Annotated in this window: 24 protein-coding genes; 12 read left to right on the top strand and 12 right to left on the bottom strand. The window is 63.1% G+C overall.

Going from position 1 to position 25845, the window contains the following annotated elements; all coding sequences use genetic code 11:
* The first annotated feature begins 33 nt into the window (after positions 1-33).
* Positions 34-1647 carry an NAD(P)/FAD-dependent oxidoreductase gene (locus N8H74_RS15165; RefSeq protein ID WP_217834647.1) on the top strand — a complete coding sequence of 538 codons (1614 nt, stop codon included), beginning with the start codon at positions 34-36 and terminating at the stop codon, positions 1645-1647.
* Between the two features lie 119 nt (positions 1648-1766).
* Here N8H74_RS15165 and N8H74_RS15160 read toward each other — a convergent pair whose 3' ends face one another.
* Positions 1767-2861, bottom strand: coding sequence for a PLP-dependent cysteine synthase family protein (locus N8H74_RS15160; protein ID WP_262148505.1), 1095 nt, complete (start codon positions 2859-2861; stop codon positions 1767-1769).
* Between the two features lie 239 nt (positions 2862-3100).
* Here N8H74_RS15160 and nhaA point away from each other — a divergent pair, with 239 nt between their 5' ends.
* Positions 3101-4288 (top strand): Na+/H+ antiporter NhaA, encoded by a 1188-nt coding sequence (nhaA, locus tag N8H74_RS15155; protein ID WP_262148503.1) that lies wholly within the window; start codon positions 3101-3103, stop codon positions 4286-4288.
* A 251-nt stretch (positions 4289-4539) separates the two neighbouring features.
* Here nhaA and N8H74_RS15150 read toward each other — a convergent pair whose 3' ends face one another.
* Positions 4540-5004, bottom strand: a complete 465-nt coding sequence (locus tag N8H74_RS15150; RefSeq protein WP_007969461.1) for a glycine zipper 2TM domain-containing protein — start codon at positions 5002-5004, stop codon at positions 4540-4542.
* A gap of 168 nt (positions 5005-5172) precedes the next feature.
* Between N8H74_RS15150 and N8H74_RS15145 the strand changes: the two genes are divergently transcribed.
* Positions 5173-5409 (top strand): hypothetical protein, encoded by a 237-nt coding sequence (locus N8H74_RS15145; protein WP_217834644.1) that lies wholly within the window; start codon positions 5173-5175, stop codon positions 5407-5409.
* 5 nt (positions 5410-5414) lie between these two features.
* On the opposite strand, the gene pdxH is transcribed toward N8H74_RS15145, so the two are convergent.
* The 5 genes from pdxH to dinG all read right to left on the bottom strand — a co-directional run bounded on the left by pdxH (position 5415) and on the right by dinG (position 13340).
* The gene (gene pdxH / locus N8H74_RS15140; protein WP_217834643.1) at positions 5415-6062 is read right to left on the bottom strand and encodes a pyridoxamine 5'-phosphate oxidase; all 648 of its coding nucleotides are present in this window, start codon (positions 6060-6062) and stop codon (positions 5415-5417) included.
* Between the two features lie 24 nt (positions 6063-6086).
* Complete coding sequence (locus tag N8H74_RS15135) at positions 6087-7208, bottom strand: OmpA family protein (protein WP_262148500.1); 1122 nt, start codon at positions 7206-7208, stop codon at positions 6087-6089.
* Positions 7209-7321: 113 nt separating this feature from the next.
* A complete protein-coding gene (locus N8H74_RS15130; RefSeq protein WP_262148499.1) occupies positions 7322-8467 on the bottom strand; it encodes a serine hydrolase domain-containing protein in 1146 nt (381 codons plus the stop codon).
* A 158-nt stretch (positions 8468-8625) separates the two neighbouring features.
* Positions 8626-11100, bottom strand: coding sequence for a beta-galactosidase (locus N8H74_RS15125; RefSeq protein WP_262148497.1), 2475 nt, complete (start codon positions 11098-11100; stop codon positions 8626-8628).
* A gap of 95 nt (positions 11101-11195) precedes the next feature.
* A complete protein-coding gene (dinG, locus tag N8H74_RS15120) occupies positions 11196-13340 on the bottom strand; it encodes an ATP-dependent DNA helicase DinG (protein WP_217834639.1) in 2145 nt (714 codons plus the stop codon).
* 99 nt (positions 13341-13439) lie between these two features.
* Here dinG and N8H74_RS15115 point away from each other — a divergent pair, with 99 nt between their 5' ends.
* Positions 13440-13904 carry a CopD family protein gene (locus tag N8H74_RS15115; protein WP_217834638.1) on the top strand — a complete coding sequence of 155 codons (465 nt, stop codon included), beginning with the start codon at positions 13440-13442 and terminating at the stop codon, positions 13902-13904.
* A gap of 49 nt (positions 13905-13953) precedes the next feature.
* On the opposite strand, the gene N8H74_RS15110 is transcribed toward N8H74_RS15115, so the two are convergent.
* The 4 genes from N8H74_RS15110 to N8H74_RS15095 all read right to left on the bottom strand — a co-directional run bounded on the left by N8H74_RS15110 (position 13954) and on the right by N8H74_RS15095 (position 16654).
* Positions 13954-14712, bottom strand: a complete 759-nt coding sequence (locus tag N8H74_RS15110) for a collagen-like protein (RefSeq protein WP_262148493.1) — start codon at positions 14710-14712, stop codon at positions 13954-13956.
* Positions 14705-14983, bottom strand: coding sequence for a DUF1145 domain-containing protein (locus N8H74_RS15105; RefSeq protein WP_262148491.1), 279 nt, complete (start codon positions 14981-14983; stop codon positions 14705-14707). Before N8H74_RS15105 ends, N8H74_RS15110 begins: the two co-directional genes overlap by 8 nt.
* A gap of 163 nt (positions 14984-15146) precedes the next feature.
* Complete coding sequence (locus N8H74_RS15100) at positions 15147-15869, bottom strand: OmpA family protein (RefSeq protein WP_217832536.1); 723 nt, start codon at positions 15867-15869, stop codon at positions 15147-15149.
* Between the two features lie 89 nt (positions 15870-15958).
* Positions 15959-16654 (bottom strand): OmpA family protein, encoded by a 696-nt coding sequence (locus N8H74_RS15095; protein WP_217832537.1) that lies wholly within the window; start codon positions 16652-16654, stop codon positions 15959-15961.
* 190 nt (positions 16655-16844) lie between these two features.
* Here N8H74_RS15095 and N8H74_RS15090 point away from each other — a divergent pair, with 190 nt between their 5' ends.
* The 4 genes from N8H74_RS15090 to N8H74_RS15075 are packed head-to-tail and all read left to right on the top strand — an operon-like array spanning position 16845 to position 18580.
* On the top strand, positions 16845-17342 hold the full coding sequence (locus N8H74_RS15090; protein ID WP_262148489.1) for a DUF6231 family protein: 498 nt from the start codon (positions 16845-16847) through the stop codon (positions 17340-17342).
* A gap of 4 nt (positions 17343-17346) precedes the next feature.
* Complete coding sequence (locus N8H74_RS15085) at positions 17347-17823, top strand: YchJ family protein (protein ID WP_262148487.1); 477 nt, start codon at positions 17347-17349, stop codon at positions 17821-17823.
* A gap of 59 nt (positions 17824-17882) precedes the next feature.
* Positions 17883-18368: an LEA type 2 family protein gene (locus N8H74_RS15080; protein ID WP_262148485.1), complete on the top strand. Its 486-nt coding sequence runs from the start codon at positions 17883-17885 to the stop codon at positions 18366-18368.
* A gap of 5 nt (positions 18369-18373) precedes the next feature.
* Positions 18374-18580, top strand: coding sequence for an SEC-C metal-binding domain-containing protein (locus N8H74_RS15075; protein ID WP_007955014.1), 207 nt, complete (start codon positions 18374-18376; stop codon positions 18578-18580).
* A 131-nt stretch (positions 18581-18711) separates the two neighbouring features.
* Here the strand turns inward: N8H74_RS15075 and N8H74_RS15070 are convergent, their stop codons facing one another.
* Positions 18712-19269, bottom strand: a complete 558-nt coding sequence (locus N8H74_RS15070) for a cysteine hydrolase family protein (RefSeq protein WP_217832542.1) — start codon at positions 19267-19269, stop codon at positions 18712-18714.
* Positions 19270-19484: 215 nt separating this feature from the next.
* On the opposite strand from N8H74_RS15070, the gene N8H74_RS15065 reads away from it, so the two are divergent.
* From N8H74_RS15065 to N8H74_RS15050, 4 genes are all read left to right on the top strand, one after another.
* Positions 19485-21935: a penicillin acylase family protein gene (locus N8H74_RS15065; protein ID WP_262148482.1), complete on the top strand. Its 2451-nt coding sequence runs from the start codon at positions 19485-19487 to the stop codon at positions 21933-21935.
* A gap of 178 nt (positions 21936-22113) precedes the next feature.
* A complete protein-coding gene (locus tag N8H74_RS15060) occupies positions 22114-23148 on the top strand; it encodes a ligase-associated DNA damage response exonuclease (RefSeq protein ID WP_262148481.1) in 1035 nt (344 codons plus the stop codon).
* Entirely contained in the window at positions 23145-24833 is a 1689-nt protein-coding gene (locus N8H74_RS15055) for an ATP-dependent DNA ligase (protein ID WP_262148479.1), read from the top strand. The genes N8H74_RS15060 and N8H74_RS15055 overlap by 4 nt, the downstream gene beginning before the upstream one ends.
* A gap of 201 nt (positions 24834-25034) precedes the next feature.
* Complete coding sequence (locus N8H74_RS15050; protein ID WP_217832546.1) at positions 25035-25817, top strand: transporter substrate-binding domain-containing protein; 783 nt, start codon at positions 25035-25037, stop codon at positions 25815-25817.
* The last annotated feature ends 28 nt before the right edge of the window (positions 25818-25845 follow it).

Raw genomic sequence — 25845 nt, 5'->3', positions numbered from 1 at the left:
CGCAGTTGTGCGCCCCGCGAACCGGATCCTGTCATGTTACGAATTACCGAACTCAAGCTGCCGATCGACCATCCCGACGAAGACCTGCGCGCTGCCATCGTGCAGCGCCTGGGGATCGCCAGCGATGACCTGCTCGATTTCACCTTGTTCAAGCGCAGCTACGATGCGCGCAAAAAGTCCTCCGAACTGTGCTTCATCTACACCATCGACCTCAGCGTGCGCGACGAGGCCAAGGTATTGGGCAAGTTCGCCGACGACCGTAACGTCAATGTGGCGCCGGATGTCAGCTACAAGTTCGTCGGCCAGGCGCCGAACGACCTGAGCGAACGCCCGATCGTGGTCGGCTTCGGCCCGTGCGGGATCTTCGCCGGCCTGCTGCTGGCGCAGATGGGCTTCAAGCCGATCATCCTCGAACGCGGCACCGAAGTGCGCCAGCGCACCAAGGACACCTGGGGCCTGTGGCGCAAAAGCGTGCTCAACCCCGAGTCCAACGTGCAGTTCGGCGAAGGCGGCGCGGGGACGTTCTCCGACGGCAAGCTCTACAGCCAGATCAAGGATCCGAAGTTCCTCGGGCGCAAGGTCCTGCACGAGTTCGTCAAGGCTGGCGCCCCGGAGGAAATCCTCTACGTCAGTAAGCCGCACATCGGTACGTTCCGCCTGACCGGCATGGTCGAGAACATGCGCGAGCAAATCCGCGAGCTGGGCGGTGAAGTGCGCTTTCAGGAGCGCGTTACCGACGTGCTGATCGAAGACGGCCAACTGGTCGGCGTCGAGCTGGCCAGCGGCGAAACCCTGCGTTCGAAGCACGTGGTTCTGGCCCTCGGCCACAGCGCCCGCGACACCTTCCGCATGCTGCACAGCCGTGGCGTATTCATGGAAGCCAAACCGTTTTCGGTGGGTTTCCGCATCGAGCACCCGCAATCGCTGATTGACCGCGCGCGACTGGGCAAGTATGCCGGCCACCCGAAACTCGGCGCCGCCGATTACAAACTGGTGCACCACGCCAAAAATGGTCGCTCGGTCTACAGCTTCTGCATGTGCCCGGGCGGCACCGTGGTCGCGGCGACTTCCGAGCCGAACCGCGTGGTGACCAACGGCATGAGCCAATACTCGCGTAACGAACGCAATGCCAACTCCGGCATCGTCGTCGGCATCACCCCGGAAGTCGATTATCCGGGCGGCCCGCTGGCGGGGATCGAGTTGCAGGAACGCCTGGAATCCCACGCATTCATCCTCGGCGGCAGCGACTACAAGGCCCCGGCACAACTGGTCGGCGACTTCATCGCCGGCACGCCTTCGACCGAACTGGGCGAAGTCGAGCCGTCGTACAAACCGGGCGTGGCGCTGGGCGACCTGGCGCTGGCCTTGCCGGATTTCGCCATCGAAGCGATCCGTGAAGCCTTGCCGGCGTTCGAGAAGCAGATTCGCGGCTACTCGCTGCACGACGCGGTGCTGACCGGGATCGAGACCCGCACCTCGTCGCCGTTGCGCATCACCCGCGACGAGACGCTGCAAAGCATGAACGTCAAAGGGCTGTTCCCGGCCGGTGAAGGCGCGGGCTACGCGGGCGGAATCCTGTCGGCAGGCGTTGACGGGATTCGCATCGCCGAAGCCGTGGCTCGCGACATCCTCGGCCTGGAAGCCTGATCTAAAAAACCTGTGGGAGCGAGCTTGCTCGCGAAAGCGGTGGATCAATCAACACACATGTTGAAAGTGAAACCGCATTCGCGAGCAAGCTCGCTCCCACATTGGTTTTGAGGTGTTCTTCAGATATTCGCGCGCAGCACCGAAGTCGGCAACGCCTCCCCTCGCTCTGCCGTCGCCGCTACCGTCGCGATCAATCCATCCAGCTCATAGCCCTGCGCCTTGAGCCACGCCTGATCGTAATAGGTATCGGCATAGCGCTCGCCGCCATCGCACAAGATCGCCACGATCGACCCCGACGCCCCCGCCGCTTTCATCTGCTGCGCGGCCATCAATGCGCCGATCAGGTTAGTCCCGCTCGATCCGCCCACATGCCGCCCCAGACGCTGCGCCAGATAGTGCATGGCCGCCAGTGACAAGGCGTCCGGCACCTTGACCATCGCGTCGATCACCTTGGGCAGGAACGAGGCCTCGACCCGTGGCCGGCCAATGCCCTCGATCCGCGAACCGTGGCTCAGGCGCAGGCTGGCGTCGCCGGTCTGGTAGTAGTCGAAGAACACCGAACGCTCGGCGTCGGCGCACAACACACGGGTGCAGTGCTGGCGATAACGTACGTAGCGGCCGAGCGTGGCAGTGGTGCCGCCAGTGCCGGGGCTGGAGATCAGCCAGCTCGGTTCGGGATGCCGCTCGTAGCGCATCTGCTGGAAGATCGATTCGGCGATGTTGTTGTTCGCGCGCCAGTCGGTGGCGCGCTCGGCGTAGGTGAACTGGTCGATGAAATGGCCGTCATGCTCGCGGGCCAGACGCTCGGATTCGGTGTAGATCTGCGTCGGATCGTCCACCAGATGGCTCTGCCCGCCGTAGAACGCGATCTGGGCGATTTTTTCCTTCGAAGTGGTCGCCGGCATCACCGCAATGAACGGCAGGCCGAGCATTCGGGCGAAATACGCCTCGGAAATCGCCGTCGAACCGCTGGACGCTTCGATCACCGGCGCACCGGGCTTGAGCCAGCCATTACACAGCGCGTAGAGGAACAGCGAGCGCGCCAGCCGATGCTTGAGACTGCCGGTGGGATGGCTGGACTCATCCTTGAAGTACAACTCGATGCCCGGAAAACCCGGCAGCGGCAAAGGGATCAGGTGAGTGTCGGCGCTGCGCTGAAAGTCGGCTTCGATGATCCGGATGGCTTCGCGAGCCCACTGTCGGTTGTCGCTCATGGCTGTTGTTCTCTTTGAATCGGGCAGGAGGCGCCTTCGACCCACAAGCTTAGGAAAAAACCCACAACACCGACAGATACAGCTGACCTTCAATACCCTGGGCAACTGCTAGGCTCTGCTGCACATCGACCCGGCGCCCTGTAACGACATATAACAAAAAAGAATATAACTTTTGTTTTAACAACTAACGGTACGGGTTAGGGTGTCCCACCTTTTGACTTTACCGATGGAGAGCGACCTTGCCTCTGCGTAGCACTTTCACGCGTTTCTTTCAGTTGGAAGCTGCCAGCGGTCTGTTACTGATCGCCGCAGCCATCCTGGCTTTAATCATCAACAACTCGCCGCTGTCGTGGCTCTACAGCGGCCTGCTCGACACCCCCGTGGTGGCGCAGATCGGCGCATTGAAAATCGCCAAACCCCTGCTGCTGTGGATCAACGACGGCCTGATGGCGCTGTTCTTCCTGCTGATCGGCCTGGAAGTGAAACGTGAAGTGCTCGACGGCCAACTGTCGAAACCTTCGCAGATCGTCCTGCCCGGCGCGGCAGCTATCGGCGGCATGCTGGTGCCGGCACTGATCTACTGGTTCCTCAACCGCGACAACCCGGCGGCCCTCGACGGCTGGGCGATCCCGACCGCCACCGACATTGCCTTCGCCCTCGGCGTGCTGGCTCTGCTGGGCAAACGTGTACCGGTGTCGCTGAAGCTGTTCCTGATGACCCTGGCGATCATCGACGACCTCGGCGCCATCGTGATCATCGCGATCTTCTATTCCGGCGAACTCTCGACCCTGTCGCTGGGACTTGCGGCAGCGTGCATCGCGGCGCTGGTGGCGATGAACCGCCTCGGCGTGGTCAAGCTCGGGCCGTACATGATCGTCGGCCTGATCCTCTGGGTCTGCGTGCTCAAGAGTGGTGTCCACGCGACACTGGCCGGCGTGACACTCGCGTTCTGCATCCCGCTGCGCACGAAAAACGCCGAGCCTTCGCCGCTGCTGAGCCTCGAACACGCGCTGCATCCGTGGGTCGCCTACGGCATCCTGCCGCTGTTCGCCTTCGCCAACGCCGGCCTGTCGCTGACCGGCGTCACCGCCGAAAGCTTCACCCATCACGTACCGATGGGCATCGCCGTCGGCCTGCTGCTGGGCAAGACCGTCGGCGTGTTCGGCTTGACCTGGCTCAGCGTGAAGATCGGCCTCGCCGCACTGCCTCAGGGCGCCAACTGGGGCCAGGTGCTGGGTGTCGCGATCCTGTGCGGGATCGGTTTCACCATGAGTCTGTTTGTCGGCTCACTGGCCTTCGTGCCCGGCGCCAGCGAATACGCGGGCATGGACCGCATGGGGATTCTCACCGGATCGGTTTTCGCGGCATTGATTGGTTATGCGGTGACGGCGGCGGCGAGTCGCAGAAACAACACCCTGCCGTCCTGATACACAGCGAGCAATTTTCACGTCATTAGAGACGCGTCCTACAGTCACGATTTTCCTGCTTCGTTAACGTCGTGCAGCCCCTTCCGAGGGGCTGTCGATGTTAACGAAAGCGTGGGAAAAACCATTGCTGATCCGGCCTTTCTCTTTCAATTGAGTTGCAATGCCTATTAAACACTTGCAAATAAACGCAGGCCCCTAAAAAAACCCCGACCAGTCACCTGATCGGGGTTTTTCTTTAACCTACATCCCGCTTAGTGCGAAACGCGGCTGGTCCCACCGACGGTGGAGATACGCACGCGCTCACCCACGCGGAACACTTCGTTTTCCTGCACTTGCTGCACGTAGGCGCGCATGCTGCCGTCGTCTTCGCGAACGGTGATTTCCACGCCCTGGGTGCGGGTCAGGCCTTCTTCAGTGGCCGAACCGATCAGGCCGCCGGCCACGGCGCCGATGACCGCTGCCACGATGCTGCCTTTGCCGCCGCCGATGGCGCTGCCGCCAACACCGCCGACCACTGCACCGGCGGCGCCGCCGATCGGGGTTTTGGTGCCTTCGATTTTCACCGGACGCAGGGATTCGATGGTGCCCATGCGAATCGTCTGCACGCGACGTGCTTCGTCACGGGAATAGGAGTCGCCGGTCAGGCTCGATTGGCAGCCGGTGAGCAACATCGCCATCGTGGAAAAGGAAGCAACCAGCAGAACAGACTTACGCATAGCATCAACTCCAAAGGAACAGATTTTCATTAAACTCCGCTGCTTGACGCCTGTCACGACGCCGCCCGGACAAATTTGCTTTCATTCAGGCCCGGTACAGGCGCCCTCGCGAACTCACCAACAGTAGCGCCAAATTCGAAAACTTGCGTCGTAACCCCAAGGATTTCCATGGATTACTTCATCATTGTGGTCACCACCGCCGCCGGTCTGTACTTCCACTGGTGGCTGTATGTGCGGACCAGACGCTGGATGGATCGCGATCTGGCATTGTCGCTGGCCGGCAAGGATGAAGGCAAACGCGCCTTCATGCTCGAACGGCTGGCGCACGCTCAGGCGCAGAAGATCAAGCGCCGGGATCTGCCGCAATGGCTGGAGGCCGCTGCGGCGGAGTATCCCGGTCGGTAGACTGCTCAGGGTGCCAGACGTTCAAGAATCCAGTCAGCGCCCTGCGCACGGTAGTTGAGGCGATCATGCAGACGGCTCGGACGGCCCTGCCAGAACTCGATGCGCTCGGGAAGCAGGCGATAACCACCCCAGTGTTGCGGGCAGTCAGGCTGGGTGTCGCTGAAACGCTGTTCGGTGGCCTTCAGCAAATCTTCCAGCTCCCCCCTTCCATTGATCACCCGGCTCTGCGGTGAAGCCCAGGCGCCAAGGCGACTGCCCAGCGGGCGCACCTGATAGTAAGCGTCGGACTCGGCTGGCGTGACCTTCACCACTCGTCCTTCGATACGCACCTGACGCTCCAGGGTCGGCCAGAAGAACGTCATCGCGGCAAACGGGTTCGCCGCCAGATGCTGGCCCTTGGCACTGTCGTAGTTGGTGAAGAAGGTGAAGCCCTGCTCGTCCAGGCCCTTGAGCAGCAGAATGCGGCAATGCGGACGCCCGTCCGCATCGACCGTGGCCAGGGTCATGGCATTGGCTTCCACCGGTGCCTGTTCGGTTTTCACCGCGTCGGCGAACCACTGGTGGAACAGCGCGAATGGCTCGGCCGGGGCTTGCGCCTCGGTCAGGCCATCACGGGTGTAATCACGACGCATATCTGCCAGAGCCTGGGTCATGGCGCATTCCTTTTCGTTAGCGGATCACTTTTTCGCAGGATCGGCAGCGGCGACGTTCTTGTCGGTCGCGGCGGCTTTGGCCGGTGCGGTTTTCTTCACTGGCGTTTTCGCCGGGGCCTTGGCCGGGGTCTTTTTCGCCGGAGCCTTGGCGGCGGCTTTCTTCGCCGGAGCTTTCTTGCTGGCCGGAACTGCGGCTTTCTTCGCGGCCGGAGCCGGGGTCACCGGTTTGGCAGTTGGCTTGACGTCCTGGGCAGCGACCATGGTCACCGGTTTCGGCGCCGGCATGTTGTACTTGCTCAGCAGCGCAACCATGGTGTTCTGCGGCGTCACCAGCAGCTCGACGCGGCGGTTCAGGGCGCGGCCCTCAACACTGTCATTGGCCGCACGCGGCGCTTCGGAACCCATGCCGCGCAGCATCAGGCGATCACGCTGCAAGCCGCTGAGACGGAAAATCGCCGCGACGGCCTGGGCACGCTCCTGGCTCAGCTTGGTGTTGGCTGGAGCGGCGCCGGTGGTGTCGCTGTGACCGAGAACCAGCACGGCAGTCTTCGGGTCGGCTTCGAGGATTTTCGCCACGCGGGTGAACGGGCCGAGGGTGACCGGCAGCAGCATCGCCGGACGATCCGGGTTGAACGAGCCCTCAACCGGAGCGATCACGACCAGTACATCTTCACGACGTTCGAATTGCAGGTTGCTGCCCTTGATCGCTTCACGCAGGCGCGGTTCGTAGTCATCAAGCCAGGCCTGGGTGACTTTCGGGTCAGGCATCGGCACAACCTTGGCGGTGTCCTGATCCTTGCCACCGAACGGCCACCACCATTTGCCACCCTTGTCGGCGTCGGTCTTGGCGACGGCAACCGGTTTGGCCTCAGGTTTTACTTCTGGCTTCACGTCGGCCTTGGCAGCCGAGTCATCAGAGCCGAACGGCCAGTACCAATGGCTGCTGCTTTCGGTCTTGGCCACTGGCGCGGTGACGGCAGGCTTCAACGGTGCAGGCGCAGGCGCGGGAGCAGGTTCCTTGGCCGCGACTTTGTCGGAAGAGCCGAACGGCCACCAGCTACCGCCGTCCGCGTCGTTCTTCGGAGTCTGTGCACAACCGGTAATCGCAAAACACAGGGCCAGGGCGAGAGTTTGTTTGGATGACATTGGAAACCCACAAAATGAAGTAATGAACAATCAGAGGACTTTCGCCCGGATAAACAGACGCTTTGAATCAAAAAACAGGGTGAGGTTCCGGCCCTGGAACCTCGGATGACGCTTTACAGACAAGTGGCAAGCACGCGCGCAAGGTTCTGCGCGCGCGGATCCATCAAGACGTACGGCCCCAGGGTGTTTGTCACAAAACCGAAGGCGACATCGTGTTCGGGGTCGGCAAAGCCGATCGAGCCGCCCGCCCCCGGATGACCGAACGCCCGTGGGCCAAGGCCGTAGGTGGCATTCGGCACGTCAGGCTGGTCGAGCATGCAGCCGAGGCCGAAACGGGTGCGGGTCAGCAAGGTCTTGTCCTCGCCGAGGCTGTGTTCGCGGGTCAGTTCGTCGAGCATTTCGCTTTCGAGCAGGCTGCCGTCGAGCAGACCGGCGTAGAACCCGGCCAGGCTGCGGGCATTGCCGTGGCCGTTGGCCGCCGGTTGCTGCATGCGCCGCCACTCGGGCTTGTTGGTGCTGGTCAGCACCGACGGCGGATTGGTGAAGGCCCGGGTGGTCATCGCCGTCGGCTCGCGCATGGTCACTTGCAACAGGCGCTGAGCGGCGGCGTCACCGGTGTTGCCCTTGCCTCGAGCGATGTGCGCCACGCGGTAGAACTCTTCGTCGGCGAGGCCGACATGGAAGTCCAGGCCCAGCGGCCTGGCGACCCGCGCCACAATCGATTCGCCCGGCCCGCGCCCGTCGGCCCGCCGCAGCAATTCACCGATCAGCCAGCCGTAAGTGATGGCGGCATACCCGTGACCGGTGCCCGGCGTCCACCACGGGGCTTCGGCGGCGAGAGCGTCGACCATGGTTTGCCAGTCATACAGGGCTTCGGGGGCCAGCAGCTCGCGCAGGGCCGGCAGACCGGCCTGATGGCAGAGCAATTGGCGCAGGGTGACGGACTCCTTGCCGGCGGCGGCGAACTCCGGCCAGTAGCGGGCGACCGGCGCATCGAGTTGCAGCTTGCCTTCGGCCACCAGTTGCAGCGCGGTGACCGCCGTGAAGGTTTTGGTGCAGGAGAACAGGTTGGCGATGGTGTCGCTGTGCCAGGCCTCGGCGTCGTCCTTGTCGGCGGTGCCGGACCAGAGGTCGAGGACGGTTTCCCCGCCGACCCGGATGCACAGGGCTGCGCCGCGTTCCTGGGGATCGTCGAACAGCGCGGCGAAGGCTTCACGCACCGGTTCGAACTGAAGCTCGTAATGTCCCTGAATCTGCACCCGCAACTCCCCGCGAAAACGCCTTTAAAGTGGCGCGCATTGTTCCAGCCCTTGAGGGTTTTGGGAACTGTTGCGGGCCGGGCGGTTGTGTCACGGCGGATTGCCGCGATGGCGCGAATGGCGCCTTCGCGAGCAAGCCCGCCCCCTCAGAGACGAGATCAGTGACCGTTCCCGGAGTGCCCCCCGGCATGCCCGGCGCCAGGCCCCTTGCCGGCCTCGCTCTTGCGGCCGCCTTCCGCTTCATGCCCCGCCTCGGTCGCTACTTTCTCCGTTTCCTTGCCCAACTGATCGAGGGTCGCCAGGTTGCTCTTGCGCACCGTTTCGACAAAGCCCTGGAACGGCAGGTCAGTCACCCCGACCAGGCCGAAGTGGCCGTTCTCGCCATCGAGCAGGCGCCCGGTCACCGGTTGATCCAGATACTGGAACCAATGCACGCCGACGATCGACGGCTCGCTCAGTGCCTGCTTGAGGAAGTTGGTGTAGGCCGGGCCGCGATCTTCTTCTTTCGCCAGTTGCGTCACGCCGCCCCAGAACGGGCCACGATCCGCCGAACCGAAGTTGAACTCGGTGATCAGCACCGGTTTGTCCAGCGCCCGCAGCGCGGCGAAGTCATAACCGTCCTGCGGCTTGAGGGTGTACATATTGAAGCTCAGCACGTCGCAATACTGCGCGCAGGAGTTCACGGCCTCCGGGGTGCTGATGGCGAACCGACCGCCGAGCAGCAACTGGTTCGGCGCGTGCCATTTGAGCGAATCGGAAATGGTCTTGAAGTAAGTGTCGGCAAAGACCTTCTGGAAATACTTGAAGTCGGCCTCGATTTCCGGATGTTCCGGGTTCGGCAGCGGTGGCTCGAAGCCCGGGTCTTCCATCAATTCCCACGCTTGCAGATCAATGCCCCAGGCTTTCGACAGACCGGCCTGGTTGCGGTACTTGTCGCGCAGTTGCTTGAGGAACGCACGTTTGGCCGGCACATCGGTGGTCATTTTCAAAGTGCCGTAGGCCAGCGCGTAGCGGGATTTCGGATCGTCGCCGGGGCCGGCCCAGGCCAGTTCATTGTCGGCGAAATAACCGATCAGCCATGGATCGTCGCGGTGATCGCGGGCGGCGATGGCCACCGCGCGCTCGGTAGCCATGGCGAAACGCGGATCGAACGGATCGGGCATGCCGCCCCACCAGTCATTACCGGTGCTGATGCTGGTGTAATCGCCGACGATCGACAGCGGCAAGGTGTACGGCACCCGCTCGGCGTCGCCGAGTGCCGGTGCGCTCCAGTTGCCGACGGTGTTGAAACCCCAGGCTTGCAGGCGATCGAGGGTGTGGCTGGCCCAGCGCTGCGCGTCGACCGTGGCCTTGCATGGTGTTGCCGCCGGCGGCGGCTCGGTCGATTCGGTCTTCGCAGCTTCGGCGACACCCGCCTTGGCTTGCTCAGGTTTCGCGAGTGGTTCTGCGGCGTTGGCAGCGGTTTCTTCCGCTGCGCCAGCCTTGGCCGCTTCGGCTACGCCGGCCTTGTTGTCGCTGTCCGGTTTGCAAGGCTCGCCGTAGAGGCGTTGCAGGTTGGCACCGTAGAAATCGTACCAGCGCCCGGCGCTGTAGCCACGACCCAGATCGGCGCCATTGCCGCCACGGTTGTCGCCTTCGCCGAAATGGCTGGCCAGCGGTTCCTGCGGCTTGGGCAGGGATTCGAACATCCATTCGCGGCCGGACACGTAGGTCTGGTTGACCTCCGGGCTGACGGTGTTCACGCCAAGGGAGTAGAACGGATGCCCCAGCGGCGTGACCAGATACCAGCGACCGTCGCGCTTTTCCGTGCGGAAGAAGCCGCTGGCCTTGAACGCCGGGCCTTTGCTCCAGCCGCCAAACTTGTCCAGCGAGGACTTTTCACGCTCGGCCAGCCAGGTTTTCAGTTGTTGCTGTTCCTTGGCGGCGGCGGATGTCAGCTGTTCGTCGTTGGCGACTTTCTCTGGCCACCTGGCGCGGGTCGACTGGCCGTAGGCATCCACCAGATTGCCGTAGACAGCCTTGACCACCTCGTCGCCATCCTGCACGCCAAAGCGCTCCAGCAGCAGGCTTTGCGCGGCCTTCGGCTGATCCATCGACAGGCTCACGGAAACCACCTGGCTGCGATCCAGTTCACCGCTGCTGCTGGCCAGCAAAATACGCTGGCCGTCGACGGTCATCGGCATCGGTGGCCCGGCCTTCATGCCCTGACTCAGGGGCGCAGTCGCGACCAGTGGCACCAGCAAGGTCTGCGCCGGGCCGGCCGGCAGGTCGACGCGGCTGACCAGGGTCTTGCCGTCGTTGCTCTGGATTTGTACATAAAGCGTGACCGCCCAGTTCATCGCACTCTGGATGCGCAGGCTCATCATTCCCGATTGCGACCAGTCCCAGGCGCCAGTCTGCGGGGTCAGGCGCAGGGTCGGGCGTTCCACCGGGTTGAAGGTCACCCGGCGCAGCACTTCGCCTTCGGGGGTTTGCTCGGCGTTGGCTTGCGGCAGGTCGGCGTTCTCGGTCGCGACCTTCACCACGTCGGCGGGGCGGACAAAGTTGAACAGCGTCTGCTGACCGGCAGGCGCCGCCAGCAACGGGGCGGCGAAGATCAAGGCAAAAACGGCAGGCAACGAACGGCGAATCATAAGAACGGAGTTCTCCCTAGCGACCAACAATGGCCGGTGAAAAAGCGATGGCAGAGAGATAGACAACGCGGCGGGCAAAACTGCCCACCGATGTCTCAGGATATTTCACGGCGGAAAGGCGGCAACGCATTGAGGATCGCCTTGCCGTAGCGTTGGGTGACCAGACGCCGGTCAAGCAAGGTGATGGTGCCGCGATCCTCTTCGGTTCGCAGCAGACGGCCACAGGCCTGGACCAGTTTCAGCGAAGCGTCGGGCACCGAGATTTCCATGAACGGATTGCCGCCCCGGGCCTCGATCCACTCCGACAGCGCGGCCTCGACCGGATCGTCGGGCACCGAGAACGGAATCTTGGCAATCACGACGTGTTCGCAGTAAGCCCCCGGCAAGTCCACCCCTTCGGCAAAACTGGCGAGGCCGAACAGCACGCTGGAATCGCCGCCATCGACCCGCGCCTTGTGTTTGTTCAGGGTTTCCTGTTTCGACAGGTTGCCTTGAATGAACACCTGCTTGCGCCAGTCGCGGTCGAGGCCGTCGAACACGTCCTGCATCTGTTTGCGCGATGAGAACAGCACCAGCGAGCCACGAGAGCCTTCGACCAGTTCCGGCAGGTCGCGGATGATCGCGGCGGTATGAGCGGCGGCGTCCCGTGGGTCGGCTTTCAGATCCGGGACCCGCAACACGCCGGCATCGGCATGATGGAACGGGCTTGGCACCACGGCGGTCACGGCTTTTTTCGGCAGCCCGGCGCGCATACGGAAACGGTCGAACGTACCGAGCGCGGTCAGGGTCGCCGAAGTCACCAGACAGCCGTAGGCCACGTTCCACAGACTACGCCGCAGGGTTTCCGCCGCCAGAATCGGACTGGCGTTGACCTCGATGTCGAACAGCGAACCGCTTTCGGCCAGGGTCAGCCAGCGGGCCATCGGCGGGTTGTCCTCCGGGTCTTCAACGGTGAACGCGGTCCACAGCTCCCAGTTGCCGGACGAACGCGACAGCAGGCTGCCGAACAGCGGATACCACTCCTCGGCCTGATTGCTGGCGATGCCGATGTTGACCTCGCCGTCCATGCCTTCCTTGAGCAGGTCGGTCAGGCGGGTGAACAGGTCGGTGAGACGGGCGAAGCCTTTTTTCAGCTCGACGCCCATCTCGCGCATGTGCTCGGGAATCACCCCGCCGACGAAACGGTGACGCGGACGCTCGCGACCTTCGACGTCTTCGCCGGGCTTGAAATCGGCGACCTGTTCGCAGGCACTGAACATGAACTGCTGCTGGGTCTTGATCTCCCGCGCCAGCTCCGGCACCTGCTCGATCAGCTTGCCCAGATCCCCCGGCAGCGGGTGCTGGGCCAGCAGCTTGGTGAGGTTCTTGGCGGTGGTTTCCAGCCAGTCGGCGGTGGAGCGCAGGCGCGTGTAATGGGCGAAATGGCCGATGGCTTTGTCCGGCAGGTGGTGACCTTCGTCGAACACGTAGATGGTGTCGCGCGGATCGGGCAGCACCGCGCCGCCGCCGAGGGCCAGGTCGGCCAAAACCATGTCGTGGTTGGTGACGATCACATCAACCTTGCCCATGCCCTCGCGGGCCTTGTAGAAGGCGCACTGGCCAAAGTTCGGGCAATGCCGGTTGGTGCACTGGCTGTGATCGGTGGTCAGACGCGCCCAGTCGGCGTCTTCCAGGGCGGTGGGCCAACTGTCGCGGTCGCCGTCCCATTTATTGCCGGCGAGCTTCTCGATCATGCTGGTGAACAGCTTCTGACTGGCCTCATCGACCTCGATCTTGAAGCCTTCTTCTTCGAACAGCTGGGCGGTGGCGGTTTGCGCGTGGCCTTCCTGCAACAGCATGTCGAGCTTGGACAGGCACATGTAGCGGCCACGGCCCTTGGCCAGGGCGAAGCTGAAACTCAGCCCGCTGTTGCGCATCAGGTCGGGCAGATCCTTGTGGACGATCTGCTCTTGCAGGGCCACGGTCGCGGTAGCAATCACCAGCCGTTTGCCCGCCGCCTTCGCGGTCGGAATCGCCGCCATGCTGTAGGCCACGGTCTTGCCCGTACCGGTGCCGGCTTCCACCGCGACAATCGCCGGGTCGCCACTGCGCCGGCCTTCGTCGTCGGTGTCGATATCCCCGAGGACTTTCGCGACTTCGGCGATCATCAGGCGCTGGCCGTAACGCGGCTTGAGGCTCTTGGCCTCCAGAAAACGCGAGTAGGCGCCCTGGATCGTGGTTTTGAGTTCGGTGCTGATCATGGATTGTCGGGCGCAAAAAACGCTGGATAAATTTTCAGTGGTTCGGATCGGCGGCTATCATACCCCGCTAATCAGTCCCGCGCAGAACGGAGTACCCGAATGACACCTTTTAGCCTTGTTTATCCCCTGCATGTGCTGGCCGCCCTGGTCTGGGTCGGCGGCATGTTTTTCGCCTGGATGGTGCTGCGCCCGGCGGCTGTGAAGGCACTCGACGGCCCCGGACGGCTGACATTGTGGGTGGAAGTGTTTCAAGGTTTTTTCCGCTGGGTCTGGGGCGCGGTGATTCTGCTGCCGGTGACGGGGATTGGCATGTTGCATCTGCAACACATCGGTTTCGAGACCGCGCCCAGGTATGTGCAGGTGATGATGGGGTTGTACGTGGTGATGACGGCGCTGTTCATCCGGATTCAGGCGCTGATGCTGCCTGAACTGCGCACGGCGGTGGAGGCGAAGGACTGGCCGGCAGGTGCGGCGGTGCTGGGGCGGATCCGCAAGGTCGTGGGGTTCAACTTGCTGGTCGGCGTGGTGCTGGTGGCGATTGCGGCGGCTCGGCCAGGCTTCTGATAGTCAAAAGCCCCTCACCCTGATGAGGGGCTTTTGATCCAGGCAGCTTTTAAAGACGCTGCACCGTAACGGACCCTGCGGCCCCCGCAGGCCCAGGCTGGCCATCGGCCCCCGCCTTGCCATTCTTGCCGCCATCGGCCTGATACACCAGGCAGCCCTTGGCCTTGCCTCCCGCCCCCGGTTTACCGCCAGGCCCTGCCGCGCCACCGGCACCGCCGGCCACTTCGACCTTGATCAGCTCGGCCGGAAACTCACGCGGCACTTCCAGACGTACCAACGCGCCCGGCGCACCGGGCTGACCGTTGCTGCCGTCGCTGCCATCAAACCCGCGCCCGGCCTGGCCCCAGGTGCAGCCCGGCGCCTCGCCATTGGCCCCGTCGAGGCCGACAAACCCTGGCGCGCCAGTGCCGCCACGGGCATCGACCAGCAATTTCGGTGCATTCAGCGCCTTGAACTGCAGATTCAGATTACGTCCGGCACGCGCCGCCTTTTCGTAAGTGCCCGGTGCACCGCGCGCGGTGATCTGGCTGCCTTCGGCGAGTTGCGCGCGGCTGACTTTGAGGTCCAGAGGCTGTTCGCTCGGCACGATGGCGATGCGCGCCTCACGCCCCAGTTGCAGCTCGCCGACACTCAGTTCGGTGACGTTCGAGGGCACCAGCAAGGTGCCGTAATCGGCGACCACCAGTTTTTCCAGCTGCAAGGTGCTGGCGGTGTTGGGCAGACGCATCAGCGAGTTGGTTTCGACGCTGACCACCTGGGCGCAGGCCAAAGGACTGATGAATGCAGCGAGCAGGCAGAGTTTACGCATGGGAAGCCTCCGGAGCGGCCGGGGCCGGGATGGTTTGCAGGTGGAAAACGCCGAACAGCAGGATTCGGCCACGGTCACGCCACGGGTGCGGACGGCCCTTGAGGCTGCGATTGCACAGCAGCACTTCGAGTACATGGATGGTCAGCAACAGCACGCCGGCCAGATTGACCAGCAGATGCAGCGGATGGACGAACGGCACCAGTTGATTGGCCAGCACCACACAGCAGAACAGCAGGGTCAGCAACCGCCCCAGCCCCCAGAAAACCTTCATACGTGCCCCCGTGTTGCGAATTATTCTTTGGGCGCACAGTAACGGCTTCCGTACGAGATAAGCCAGAGGGGCAAATGAAATATTTGCACCCGACCGCCGGATGGCTGCCGGCGCGACGCCCATCGTCACCCGGCAGCTCTAGCCTGCGGACTACAGACACTTCCTAGCGGTTGATGTGCAACTCCACACGACGGTTCTGTGCACGCCCCTCGTCGGTGTTGTTGTCGGCAACCGGTTCGCGCTCGCCACGTCCTTCGCTGGTGAGTTTGTCCGGCGCCAGCCCCTGGCTCAGCAGATACTCCGCGACGCTGCTGGCGCGACGCTCTGAAAGTGCCTGGTTGTAGGAATCAGAACCCTTGCTGTCGGTGTGGCCGATGACTTTGATGCTGACCACATCGGCGTTGCGCAGCTTGTCCATCAGCCCGTCGAGCTGGCTCTTCGCCGCCGGGGTCAGGTTGGATTTGTCGAAATCGAACAGCACGTTGCCGGCGTCGTTCAGGGTGATGACTTCGGTTTGCGGGGCCGGTTCGGCGGCTTTTTCCGTGACCGGATATTGTGGCAACGGGCAGCCACGGTGGTCGACCGGGGTATTGGCCGGGGTGTCAGGGCAACGGTCGCGGCGGTCGAACACGCCATCGCCGTCTTCATCGCCATCCTGGGCGTAGCAGATCAGTCCGCCGGTGAGGATCCCCAGCGCCGCGCCGCCTCCGGCCCAGCCGCCACTTTCAATGGCGCCAAGACCGCCGCCGACCAGTCCGCCAATCAGGCTGCAGATCGGCCACGTACGTTGATTGAGGGGGGCAGTGCCATCGCTGTGGGTGGCGCAACCGGTGAGCACGCTGCCAAGCAGCAACACCGGCAAGACGGACCTTGTGAAAACACTCATCGTGAAAGCTCCTGTGTCACCGGGCCATACCGGTTACACAGGAGTAAAGACCCGCATCCGCGACTGCACAAGCCGCGGATGCGAGGGGACTAGCGGACGATTTTGATTTCCGTGCGACGGTTCTGCGCGCGGCCATCGGCGGTTTTGTTATCCGCCACTGGCTGGCTTTCCCCGGCACCGGTCACCGAAACGAAGCTGGAACGAGGCACACCTTGCTGGATCAGGTATTCCACCACCGAATGTGCGCGACGATCCGACAGTTTCTTGTTGTAGGCATCGCTGCCCACGCTGTCGGTGTGGCCGGTCACGGTCAGTTGCGCGGTGGAAGACTCTTGTTTCAGGCGCGTGGCGACCTTGTCGAGCACCTGTTTGTCGGAAGCAGTCAGCGCCGCCTTGTCGAACTGGAAGTGAACATCGCGGATGACGATGGTTTCTTCCTTGACCACTACAGCTTCTTCTACCACTGGCGCAGGGGCTGGTGGAGGGCAGCCGTCGGCATCGACCTGAACGCCTTTAGGCGTGTGCGGGCACTTGTCGCGACTGTCCGGCACACCGTCGCCGTCCTCGTCGCCATCACCGTGAACCCAGCAATAGGCTGCCGCCGTACCACCGACCAACAACGCGCCGTAGCCGGCCCACGACGAACTCTCGGTCGCCCCGAGACCCGCACCGACAACGCCGCCGACTGCCGCACAGGTCGGCCAGTCGGTTTTCTGCAAACCTGCGCAACCAGTCAACACACTGGTTAGCAGAACCAAGGGTAATGCTGTCCGAACTATGCTCATCTAGTTTTCTCCTGAGGGATCGGCTTAGAACCGATTCAGGGAGTAAAGACCGGAGTTTTAATCTCCGCCAGCAATAGGCCAGCGGTGTTTGCGACCGTGTTCACAGGACTTCGGCGCTTTTGCCGCAAACCCGCTCTAGGCTCGAACGATTGGGCAGGCTAGTCTTGGCGATCTGATTTGAGGAGTTTCGATGAACGTCGCCCTATCTTCACGCACGCCGCAACAGGCCCTGGCCGCGTTGCTCGATCGCTACGCCCCGGCGCGCCTGCTGCTGATCGGCGCCAGCGAGTTCCCGGCGCTGGCCGCTTTCAGGCAGGCGCACCCGGACACCTGCGTGGCCCACGCGGCGCCTGGCGCCCTGCCCGCCGAGCTGGCGGCACGACGTTTCGACCTGGCGCTGGTGGTCGATTGCCTGGAGCATTTGCCCAAGCGCGACGGCCTGAATCTGCTCGGCGGGATCCGCAACCTCAACGCCAGCCGCATCGCGGTGTTGACGGATCTGTCGGCCAGCGGCTGGCAGGAGACGGATTTCTACTCCCTGGCCCTGCAAGCCAGCGAGCGCTTTCAGCGGGACGAGCAGGTGCTGACCCTGTTCACCTACGATCTGCTTGAATACAAACAAGTCCCCGACTGGCTCAACTCGCGGTTCTGGGCCAATCCGGAAAATTTCGGGAAATACTGGTGGTAATGCAATGAGTACAGCCATTTGCCCGTGCGGCAGCGGCAATCTGCTGGAGGCCTGCTGCGGCCACTATCACGCCGGCCACCCGTCCCCCTGCGCCGAAGCGTTGATGCGTTCGCGCTACAGCGCTTATGTGCTGGGCCTGATCGATTATCTGGTGGCAACCACCCTGCCCGCCCAGCAAGCGGGCCTGGATCGCCAGTCGATCGGCGCCTGGAGCGCGCAGAGCACCTGGCTGGGCCTTGATGTCGAAAGCTCGGAAGTCCTCGGCGGCCAGCCAGAACACGCCTTCGTCACCTTCACCGCGCGCTGGCATGACAGCCAGGGCGAACACAGCCACCGCGAGCGCTCGTCGTTCGTGCAGAACAGCGGCCGCTGGTACTTCATCGACCCGACCTTGCAGATGAAGCTGGGCCGCAACGACGCCTGCCCATGCGCCAGCGGCCAGAAGTTCAAGAAATGCTGTGCGGGATATTTCGGCGCCTAGGAGGGGGCCGAAGGTTGTGACCGTTTAGCGACTAGACTGGCGTCAAAGGGAGCAAAACCATGGTCGGTCGCAGGCGCATATTCCAATCCTTGATTCTGATGCTGGTCCTGAGCCTCGGCGGCTGCGCCTCCTGGTTCAGCGATGACTTGCCCGATCCCGCCGTGCATCTGGTGAAAGTCGAAGTCGTGCGGGCCAAATTGCTCGAACAGAAGTTCATCCTGCACTTTCGCATCGACAACCCCAACGACAGCGAGCTGACCGTGCGCGGCCTGGATTACCGCGTGCATCTGGGCGGCATGCTACTGGCCGAGGGCGAGCACGAACACTGGATCACCGTCGGGGCCAGACGCAGCGCTTTCTACAACGTGCCGATCCGCACCAACCTGTGGCCGAAAGTCAAAGAGGTGGTCAAGCTGCTGAAAAAACCCGAGCAGAGCATTCCCTATCGGCTGGAAGGCGAGATGGAAACCGGTTTATTCATCGCTCACTACGTGCATCTGGCGCGCAATGGCGTGATAATCCCCGCCGATTTAATTCCGGAGTGACCCCGATGACCCAGCAACCTCATGTCCATGGCCCTGACTGCAACCACGATCATGACCATCACCACCATGATCACGACCATGGCCATGTCCACGGCCCGAACTGCGGCCATGCCCACCAGGAACCGGTGCGCAACGCCTTGAAAGACGTCGGCCGCAACGACCCGTGCCCATGCGGCAACGGCAAGAAATTCAAGAAGTGCCACGGCGCTTGATGCGCCAGGCGTAGAAAGCTCCACGCCAGTCGGATCACCTTCGCGGGCAAGCCCGCTCCCACATTGGATCAAGTTGCCGTTGTGGGAGCAGGCTTGCCCGCGAAGGCTTCAGCCCATGCAGCCTCGACGTGTCAGACCGCCGCCAGAATCTCGCGACTCCCCGTCACCGTCGCATATTCCCCGTGCAGGTTCCCCAGCGACATGGCGTGTACCTCTTCTGCTGAATGCGCAGTGCCGAAATAGTCAGCCTTGTCGAAGGTAAAACACGCATCTTCCGCCACCCAGGCCTCGAACCCCAGATTCCCTGCCGTACGCGCCGTGGACTCCACCGAATTGTGGGTCGCCACGCCGACGATGACCAACTGAGCGATATCCGCCTCGCGCAGCTTCGCCTCCAGTCCCGTGGCGCAAAACGCATCCGGCACCTGCTTCTGGATCAGCCACTCGCCGTCCAGCGGGAAAAACCGCTCCTGAAACTCCACCCCGGATTGCTCCGGCCAAAACACCGATTCCGGCGAGCGCGACAAATGCTGCACCTGAATCACCGGCCGCCCGCTGCGCCGCCAGGCCCCCAGCAGATCAAGGATGCGCAGCTCGGCCTGCGGATTGTTCCGCCGCCCCAGTCGGGGATGAAGGATGCCTTTCTGCTGGTCGATGATGATCAGCGCGGCGTTGGCCTGAAGCTCCATGGCAATTGTTCTCTTGAGTGGTTGAAGGCTTGCGCACTTCAACATCCCCGCCTTCACCCGTGCAACCCGTCAGCACATGCTCATCGAGCATTCCGTGCACATTCATCGACATATCCAGAAATAACCGCGCGCCCCGCTTGCGCGGCCAACGCCCGCTCACTAACGTAGCGCCTTTATTGCGCCCCCAGCCTCTACACCCCCGCAGGAGCTTTGCCATGGCCTCGCCAGCCCTCACACATTTTCTTCCCCGGTTCGGCGTTGCCGCAGCAGTGGCCGGTGTCCTGAGTCTGGCCGGTTGCCAGACCTGGAACGCTCAGGATTCTCTGCCGCCCACCTCCGGTGTACAGCCGCTCAAGGGCCTGGCGCAGAACGTTTCGGTACGCCGCAATGCCATGGGCATGCCGCTAATCGAGAGCAACAGCTTCCACGATGCGCTGTTCGCCCTCGGTTACGTCCACGCCAGCGACCGCATCAATCAGATGGTCACCCTGCGCCTGCTGGCCCAGGGGCGGCTGGCGGAAATGTCCGGCGCGTCGATGCTCGATGCCGACCGCTACATGCGCGCGGTCAATCTGAAGAAAAGCGCCGACGAGCTGTACAAGGCGTCGTCGCCACGCCTCAAGCGTTTCTTCGAGGTCTATGCGCGGGGCGTCAACGCCTACCTGTTCCGCTACGCCGACAAGCTGCCGGGGGATCTCGCCAGCAGCGGTTACAAGCCTGAATACTGGAAGCCGGAAGATTCGGCGCTGATTTTCTGCCTGCTGAACTTCAGCCAGTCGGCCAACCTGCCGGAAGAAATCGCTTCGCTGGTACTGGCGCAGACCGTCACCACCGACAAACTCGCCTGGCTGACGCCGTCGGCGCCTGACGAAAACCTGCCGCTGGCCGAAGCCGACAAGCTGCAAGGCATCAAGCTCAACGGACAGATCCCCGGCCTGAGCGAACTGAACAATGCCAGCGAACAACTGGCGGCGCTGAACCTGCTCGGCACCCCGTCGTCGAACAACTGGGCGATCGCCCCGCAGCGCAGCCGCAGTGGCAAGAGCCTGCTGGCCAGCGACAGCCATGGCCCGCTGGCCGCGCCGTCGCTGTGGAGTTTCGTGCAGATCCGTGCGCCGAAATATCAGGCCGCCGGCGTGACCGTGGCCGGTCTGCCGATGGTGCTGGGCGGTTTCAACGGCAAAGTGGCGTGGAGCCTGACCAGTGTGCTCGGCGACAACCAGGACCTGTTCCTGGAAAAAATCCGCCGCCAGGGCAGCAGCCTGACCTACGAGGTCAACGGCAAATGGCAACCGCTGGGTGTGCGCAACGAAACCTATTTCGTCAAAGGCCAGCGGCCGATTCGCGAAGCGGTGTACGAAACCCGTCACGGTGCGCTGCTCAACAGCGCCCAGGCTGCGGCTCAGGGCGCCGGTTTCGGTCTGGCCTTGCAGACCCCGAGTTTCACCGACGACAAATCCCTCGACGCGTTCTTCGACCTGAGCCGCGCGCAGAACGTTGAGCGCGCGTCGGACGCCAGTCGGGAAATCCGCGCCATCGCGTTGAACCTGGTGTTTGCCGACGCCAGCAACATCGGCTGGCAAGTCACCGGGCGCTTCCCCAACCGCCGTGAAGGCGAGGGCCTGCTGCCGTCGCCGGGCTGGGAGGGTCGCTACGACTGGGACGGCTACGCTGACCCGATGCTCCACCCCTACGATCAGGATCCGGCCCAGGGCTGGCTCGGCACCGCCAACCAGCGGGTCATTCCCCACGGCTATGGCATGCAACTGTCCAACTCCTGGGCGGCGCCGGAGCGTGGCGAACGCCTGGCCGAACTGGCCGGCGCCGGCAAGCATGACAGCCGCAGCGTGATCGCCATGCAGTACGACCAGACCACCACCTTCGCCGCCAAGCTGAAAAAGATGTTCGAAGCGCCGGGCATGGCGCAGCCGTTGAAACAAGCCATCGAAGCCCTTCCGGACGCCGAACGCAGCAAGGCGCGCGAGGCGTACACCCGTTTGATGGCGTTCGACGGCAAGCTCAGCCCGACCTCCGCCGATGCGGCGATCTACGAATTGTTCCTGCAAGAAAGCATGAAGCAGATCTTCCTCGACGAACTCGGCCCGCAGAGCAGTCCGGCGTGGAAAGCCTTTATCGCCAACGGTGACTTGTCCTACGCGGCGCAAGCCGATCACTTGCTCGGCCGCGAGGACAGTCCGTTCTGGGACGACGTCCGCACCCCGCAGAAAGAAGACAAACCGGCGATCCTCGCCCGCAGCCTGGCCGCCGCGATCAGCGCCGGCGACAGTCAGTTGGGCGGCGATCACCGGGCCTGGCAGTGGGGCAAGCTGCATCGCTATGAGTGGAAAAACGCCAGCGGCCAGACCGTGCGCGGCCCGCTCGCGGCCGGCGGCGACCACACCACGCTCAACGCCGCTGCGTTTGCCTGGGGCCAGGACTTCAACACCACGCGGGCGCCGTCGATGCGCTTCATCGTCGACTTCGGCCAGAGCGAGCCGCTGATGGCGCAGAACGGTGCGGGGCAATCCGGCAACCCGGCCAGCCCGAACTACCTCAACGGGATCGATGCCTGGCTCAAGGGGCAATACACCGGCCTGCCGATGCAGCCGCAGAACTTTGACCGGGTGTACGGCAAGACCCGTCTGACCCTGACACCGGGCAAGTAAAGCCCCCTCCGTCGGCCTGAAAATCCATAATCGACTGGTTTTTTTCAGGTCGACGCATGACGCCAGACACCGCGGTCGGCCCCCTCTCTCTCCGGGAGAGGGGATCGCCAAAAAATCGATAGAACTTCTCAACCCGCGCCAGCCTCATAGCTAACAAGTCCTCCATCCGGGTCACGACATGGACCTTGTTATCGCGCGCCCCGAAGGCTTGTACTGCCCCGCCGGGGATTTCTATATCGATCCCTGGCGACCGGTCGAGCGCTCGGTCATCACCCATGCCCACGGCGATCACGCCCGCACCGGCAACGGGCATTACCTGGCCAGCAGCGCCAGCGAAGGGATTCTGCGCGCGCGTCTGGGCCAGGACATCAATCTGCAGACCCTGCCCTACGGCCAGCGCCTGACTCACCACGGCGTCACCCTGAGTTTCCACCCGGCCGGGCATGTGCTCGGCTCGGCCCAGATTCGCCTGGAATACGGCGGCGAAGTCTGGGTCGCCTCCGGCGACTACAAAATCGAGCCCGACGGCACCTGCGCGCCTTTCGAACCGGTGCGTTGCCACACCTTCATCACCGAATCGACCTTCGGCCTGCCGATCTACCGCTGGCAGCCGCAGGCGCAGGTGTTCACCGAGATCAACCAGTGGTGGCAGGCGAACATCGCGCTCGGCAAGGCCAGCGTGCTGTTCTGCTATTCCTTCGGCAAGGCCCAGCGGATTCTCCACGGCATCGACGAAACCCTCGGCCCGATCCTCAGCCACGGTGCGGTCGAGCCGTTGAACCGGGTGTACCGCGACGCCGGGGTGTACCTGCCGCCGACGCTCTACGCCGGCGACGTGAAGAAGAACGACCCGCTGCTGCGCCAGGCGCTGATCATCGCCCCGCCCTCGGCCGGTGGCAGCAGCTGGATGCGCCGTTTCGGCGACTACAGCGACAGCTTCGCCAGTGGCTGGATGCGCTTGCGTGGCACGCGACGGCGGCGTGGCGTGGATCGCGGCTTCGTGCTCTCGGATCACGCCGACTGGCCCGGCCTGCTGTGGGCCATCGAACAGACCGGCGCGGAACGGGTGATGGTCACCCACGGCTCGATCGGCGTACTGGTGCGGCATCTGCGCGAACGCGGACTCGACGCCCAGGGTTTCAACACCGAATACGGTGACGACGAAGAGGACAACACCACCGCCGAACCGGCCATTGCCGAGGTGCAACCATGAAGGATTTCGCCGGGTTGTACGCCGAACTCGACGCCACCACGTCCAGCAACGCCAAACTCGCAGCCATGCAGGCCTATTTCGCCCAGGCTGCGCCGCAGGATGCCGCGTGGGCGGTGTACTTTCTGTCGGGCGGGCGGCCACGACAATTGGTGCCGGTGCGAATCCTGCGGGAGTTGGCCGTGGAGGTGTCCGGGTTGACGCCCTGGCTATTCGAGGAAAGTTATCAGGCGGTGGGCGACCTGGCGGAAACCATCTCGCTGGTGCTGCCGGAAAATCCACACACTTCCGAAGCCGGCCTGGCGCAGTGGATCGAAGACAAACTGCTACCGCTGCGCGGTGAAACCCCGGACTACCTCTCCCGCCAGTTACCCCTGCTTTGGGCGCAACTGGACCGGCCGAGCCTGATGCTGTGCATCAAACTGATCACCGGCAGTTTCCGCGTCGGCGTCTCGAAGCTGCTGGTGACCCGTGCCCTGGCGTCCATGGCCGGTCTCGACAGCAAACGCGTGGCGCAGCGGCTGGTGGGTTACACCGACCTGTCGAACCGCCCGGACGCCGCCAGCTATCTGAAACTGATCGCCCCCGAATCCAGCGACGAACACGCCCAACGCGGTGGCCAGCCCTATCCGTTCTTTCTCGCCCATGCACTGTCGCAGCCGGTGGAGCAGTTCGAAGCCTTGCTGGGACCGGCCAGCCACTGGCAGGTGGAATGGAAGTGGGATGGCATCCGCGCGCAAGTGGTCAAACGCGACGGACGGCTGTGGGTCTGGTCGCGGGGCGAAGAACTAGTGACCGAACGCTTTCCCGAACTCGACAGTCTGGTCCACGGTTTGCCCGACGGCACGGTGATCGACGGCGAAATCGTGGTCTGGAAAACTGCCCGGCCGAGCACCGAAGATGCCTTCGACCCGCAATCGTCAGCGCCACCGGCGGTGCAACCGTTCGCCCTGCTCCAGCAGCGCATCGGCCGCAAGACTCTGGACAAGAAGATCCTCGAAGAAGTGCCGGTGGTGGTACTCGCCTACGACTTGCTGGAATGGCAGGGCGAAGACTGGCGCAACCAGCCCCAGGCCAGGCGTCGCACGCAACTGGAGCAGGTCATCGTCCGCTGCAACAATCCGGTGCTGCTGCCCTCGCCCGTGCTGACCGGTGAAGACTGGTTCGATCTGGCGCGCCAGCGCGAGGCGTCACGGCGCCTTGGCGTCGAGGGCATGATGCTCAAGGCCCGGGATGCCTTATACGGTGTGGGCCGCACCAAGGACATGGGCGTGTGGTGGAAATGGAAGGTCGACCCGTTCAGCGTCGACGCGGTGTTGATCTACGCCCAGCGTGGACACGGCCGGCGCGCCAGCCTGTACAGCGATTACACCTTCGCCGTGTGGGACGGCCCGCCCGAATCCAGCCAGCGGGCGCTGGTGCCGTTCGCCAAGGCCTATTCAGGGCTGACGGACGCGGAAATGCGCGAGGTCGACAGTATCGTGCGCAAAACCACGGTGGAAAAATTCGGCCCGGTCAGCAGCGTGAAACCGAGCCTGGTGTTCGAACTCGGCTTCGAAGGCATCGCCCTCTCCCGCCGCCACAAAAGCGGTATCGCCGTGCGCTTCCCGCGCATGCTGCGCTGGCGCCAGGACAAGACCGTCGACGAAGCGGACAGTCTGGCGACCTTGCAAGACCTGTTGGCCTGAGCGTCACGCGCCATTCCAGGGCATGGATTTCTTCATGCCCGTTTTCGTGCATTCGCCCCGCTGCACCCTCCCTTCCTACACCTTTTAAAACACTTGTTCGGGACTCTGGTTCGGAAATTGCTACTTTCTATAAGTCGTAAGCGTTCCAGTAACAATAATTCTGCGCCACAAGCGCTCATATTGGTTCTTAGGGATTGAATAATGAAAAAAGCATTGCTGACCCTTTCTGCACTGGCGTTGTGCATGGCCGCCGGCTCCGCGCTGGCCAAGGAATACAAAGAGCTGCGTTTTGGCGTTGACCCTTCCTACGCACCGTTCGAGTCGAAAGCGGCCGATGGCAGCCTGGTGGGCTTCGACATCGATCTGGGCAACGCGATCTGCGCCGAGTTGAAGGTCAAGTGCAAGTGGGTCGAAAGTGACTTCGACGGCATGATTCCGGGCCTGAAAGCCAATAAATTCGACGGTGTCATCTCGTCGATGACGGTGACCGAAGCTCGCGAAAAAGTCATCGACTTCTCCAGCGAACTGTTCTCCGGCCCGACCGCCTACGTGTCGAAAAAAGGCTCCGGCATCACCGATGACGTCGCGTCCCTGAAGGGTAAAACCGTCGGTTACGAGCAAGGCACCATTCAGGAAGCCTACGCCAAGGCCGTGCTGGACAAGGCCGGGGTGAAAACCCAGGCCTATCAGAACCAGGATCAGGTGTACTCCGATCTGACCTCCGGCCGTCTCGATGCCGGTATCCAGGACATGCTGCAAGCCGAACTGGGCTTTTTGAAGTCGCCGCAGGGCGCCGACTATGACGTCAGCAAGCCTGTCGACAACCATTTGCTGCCCGCCAAAACCGCTGTCGGTATTAAGAAAGGTAACACTGAGCTGAAAGCGCTTTTGGATAAAGGTATCAAAGCGTTACACGATGATGGCACCTACGCCACCATCCAGAAGAAACACTTTGGCGATCTGAATCTGTACAGCGGCAAATAATGCCCTGGCGCCCATCCTTCGATGGGCG

The sequence above is a fragment of the Pseudomonas sp. B2M1-30 genome (assembly GCF_025447575.1).
GTDB classification, from domain to species: domain Bacteria; phylum Pseudomonadota; class Gammaproteobacteria; order Pseudomonadales; family Pseudomonadaceae; genus Aquipseudomonas; species Aquipseudomonas botevensis.
Note: the sequence above shows the minus strand (reverse complement) of the source record. Positions and strands in the feature narration are given on the sequence as shown.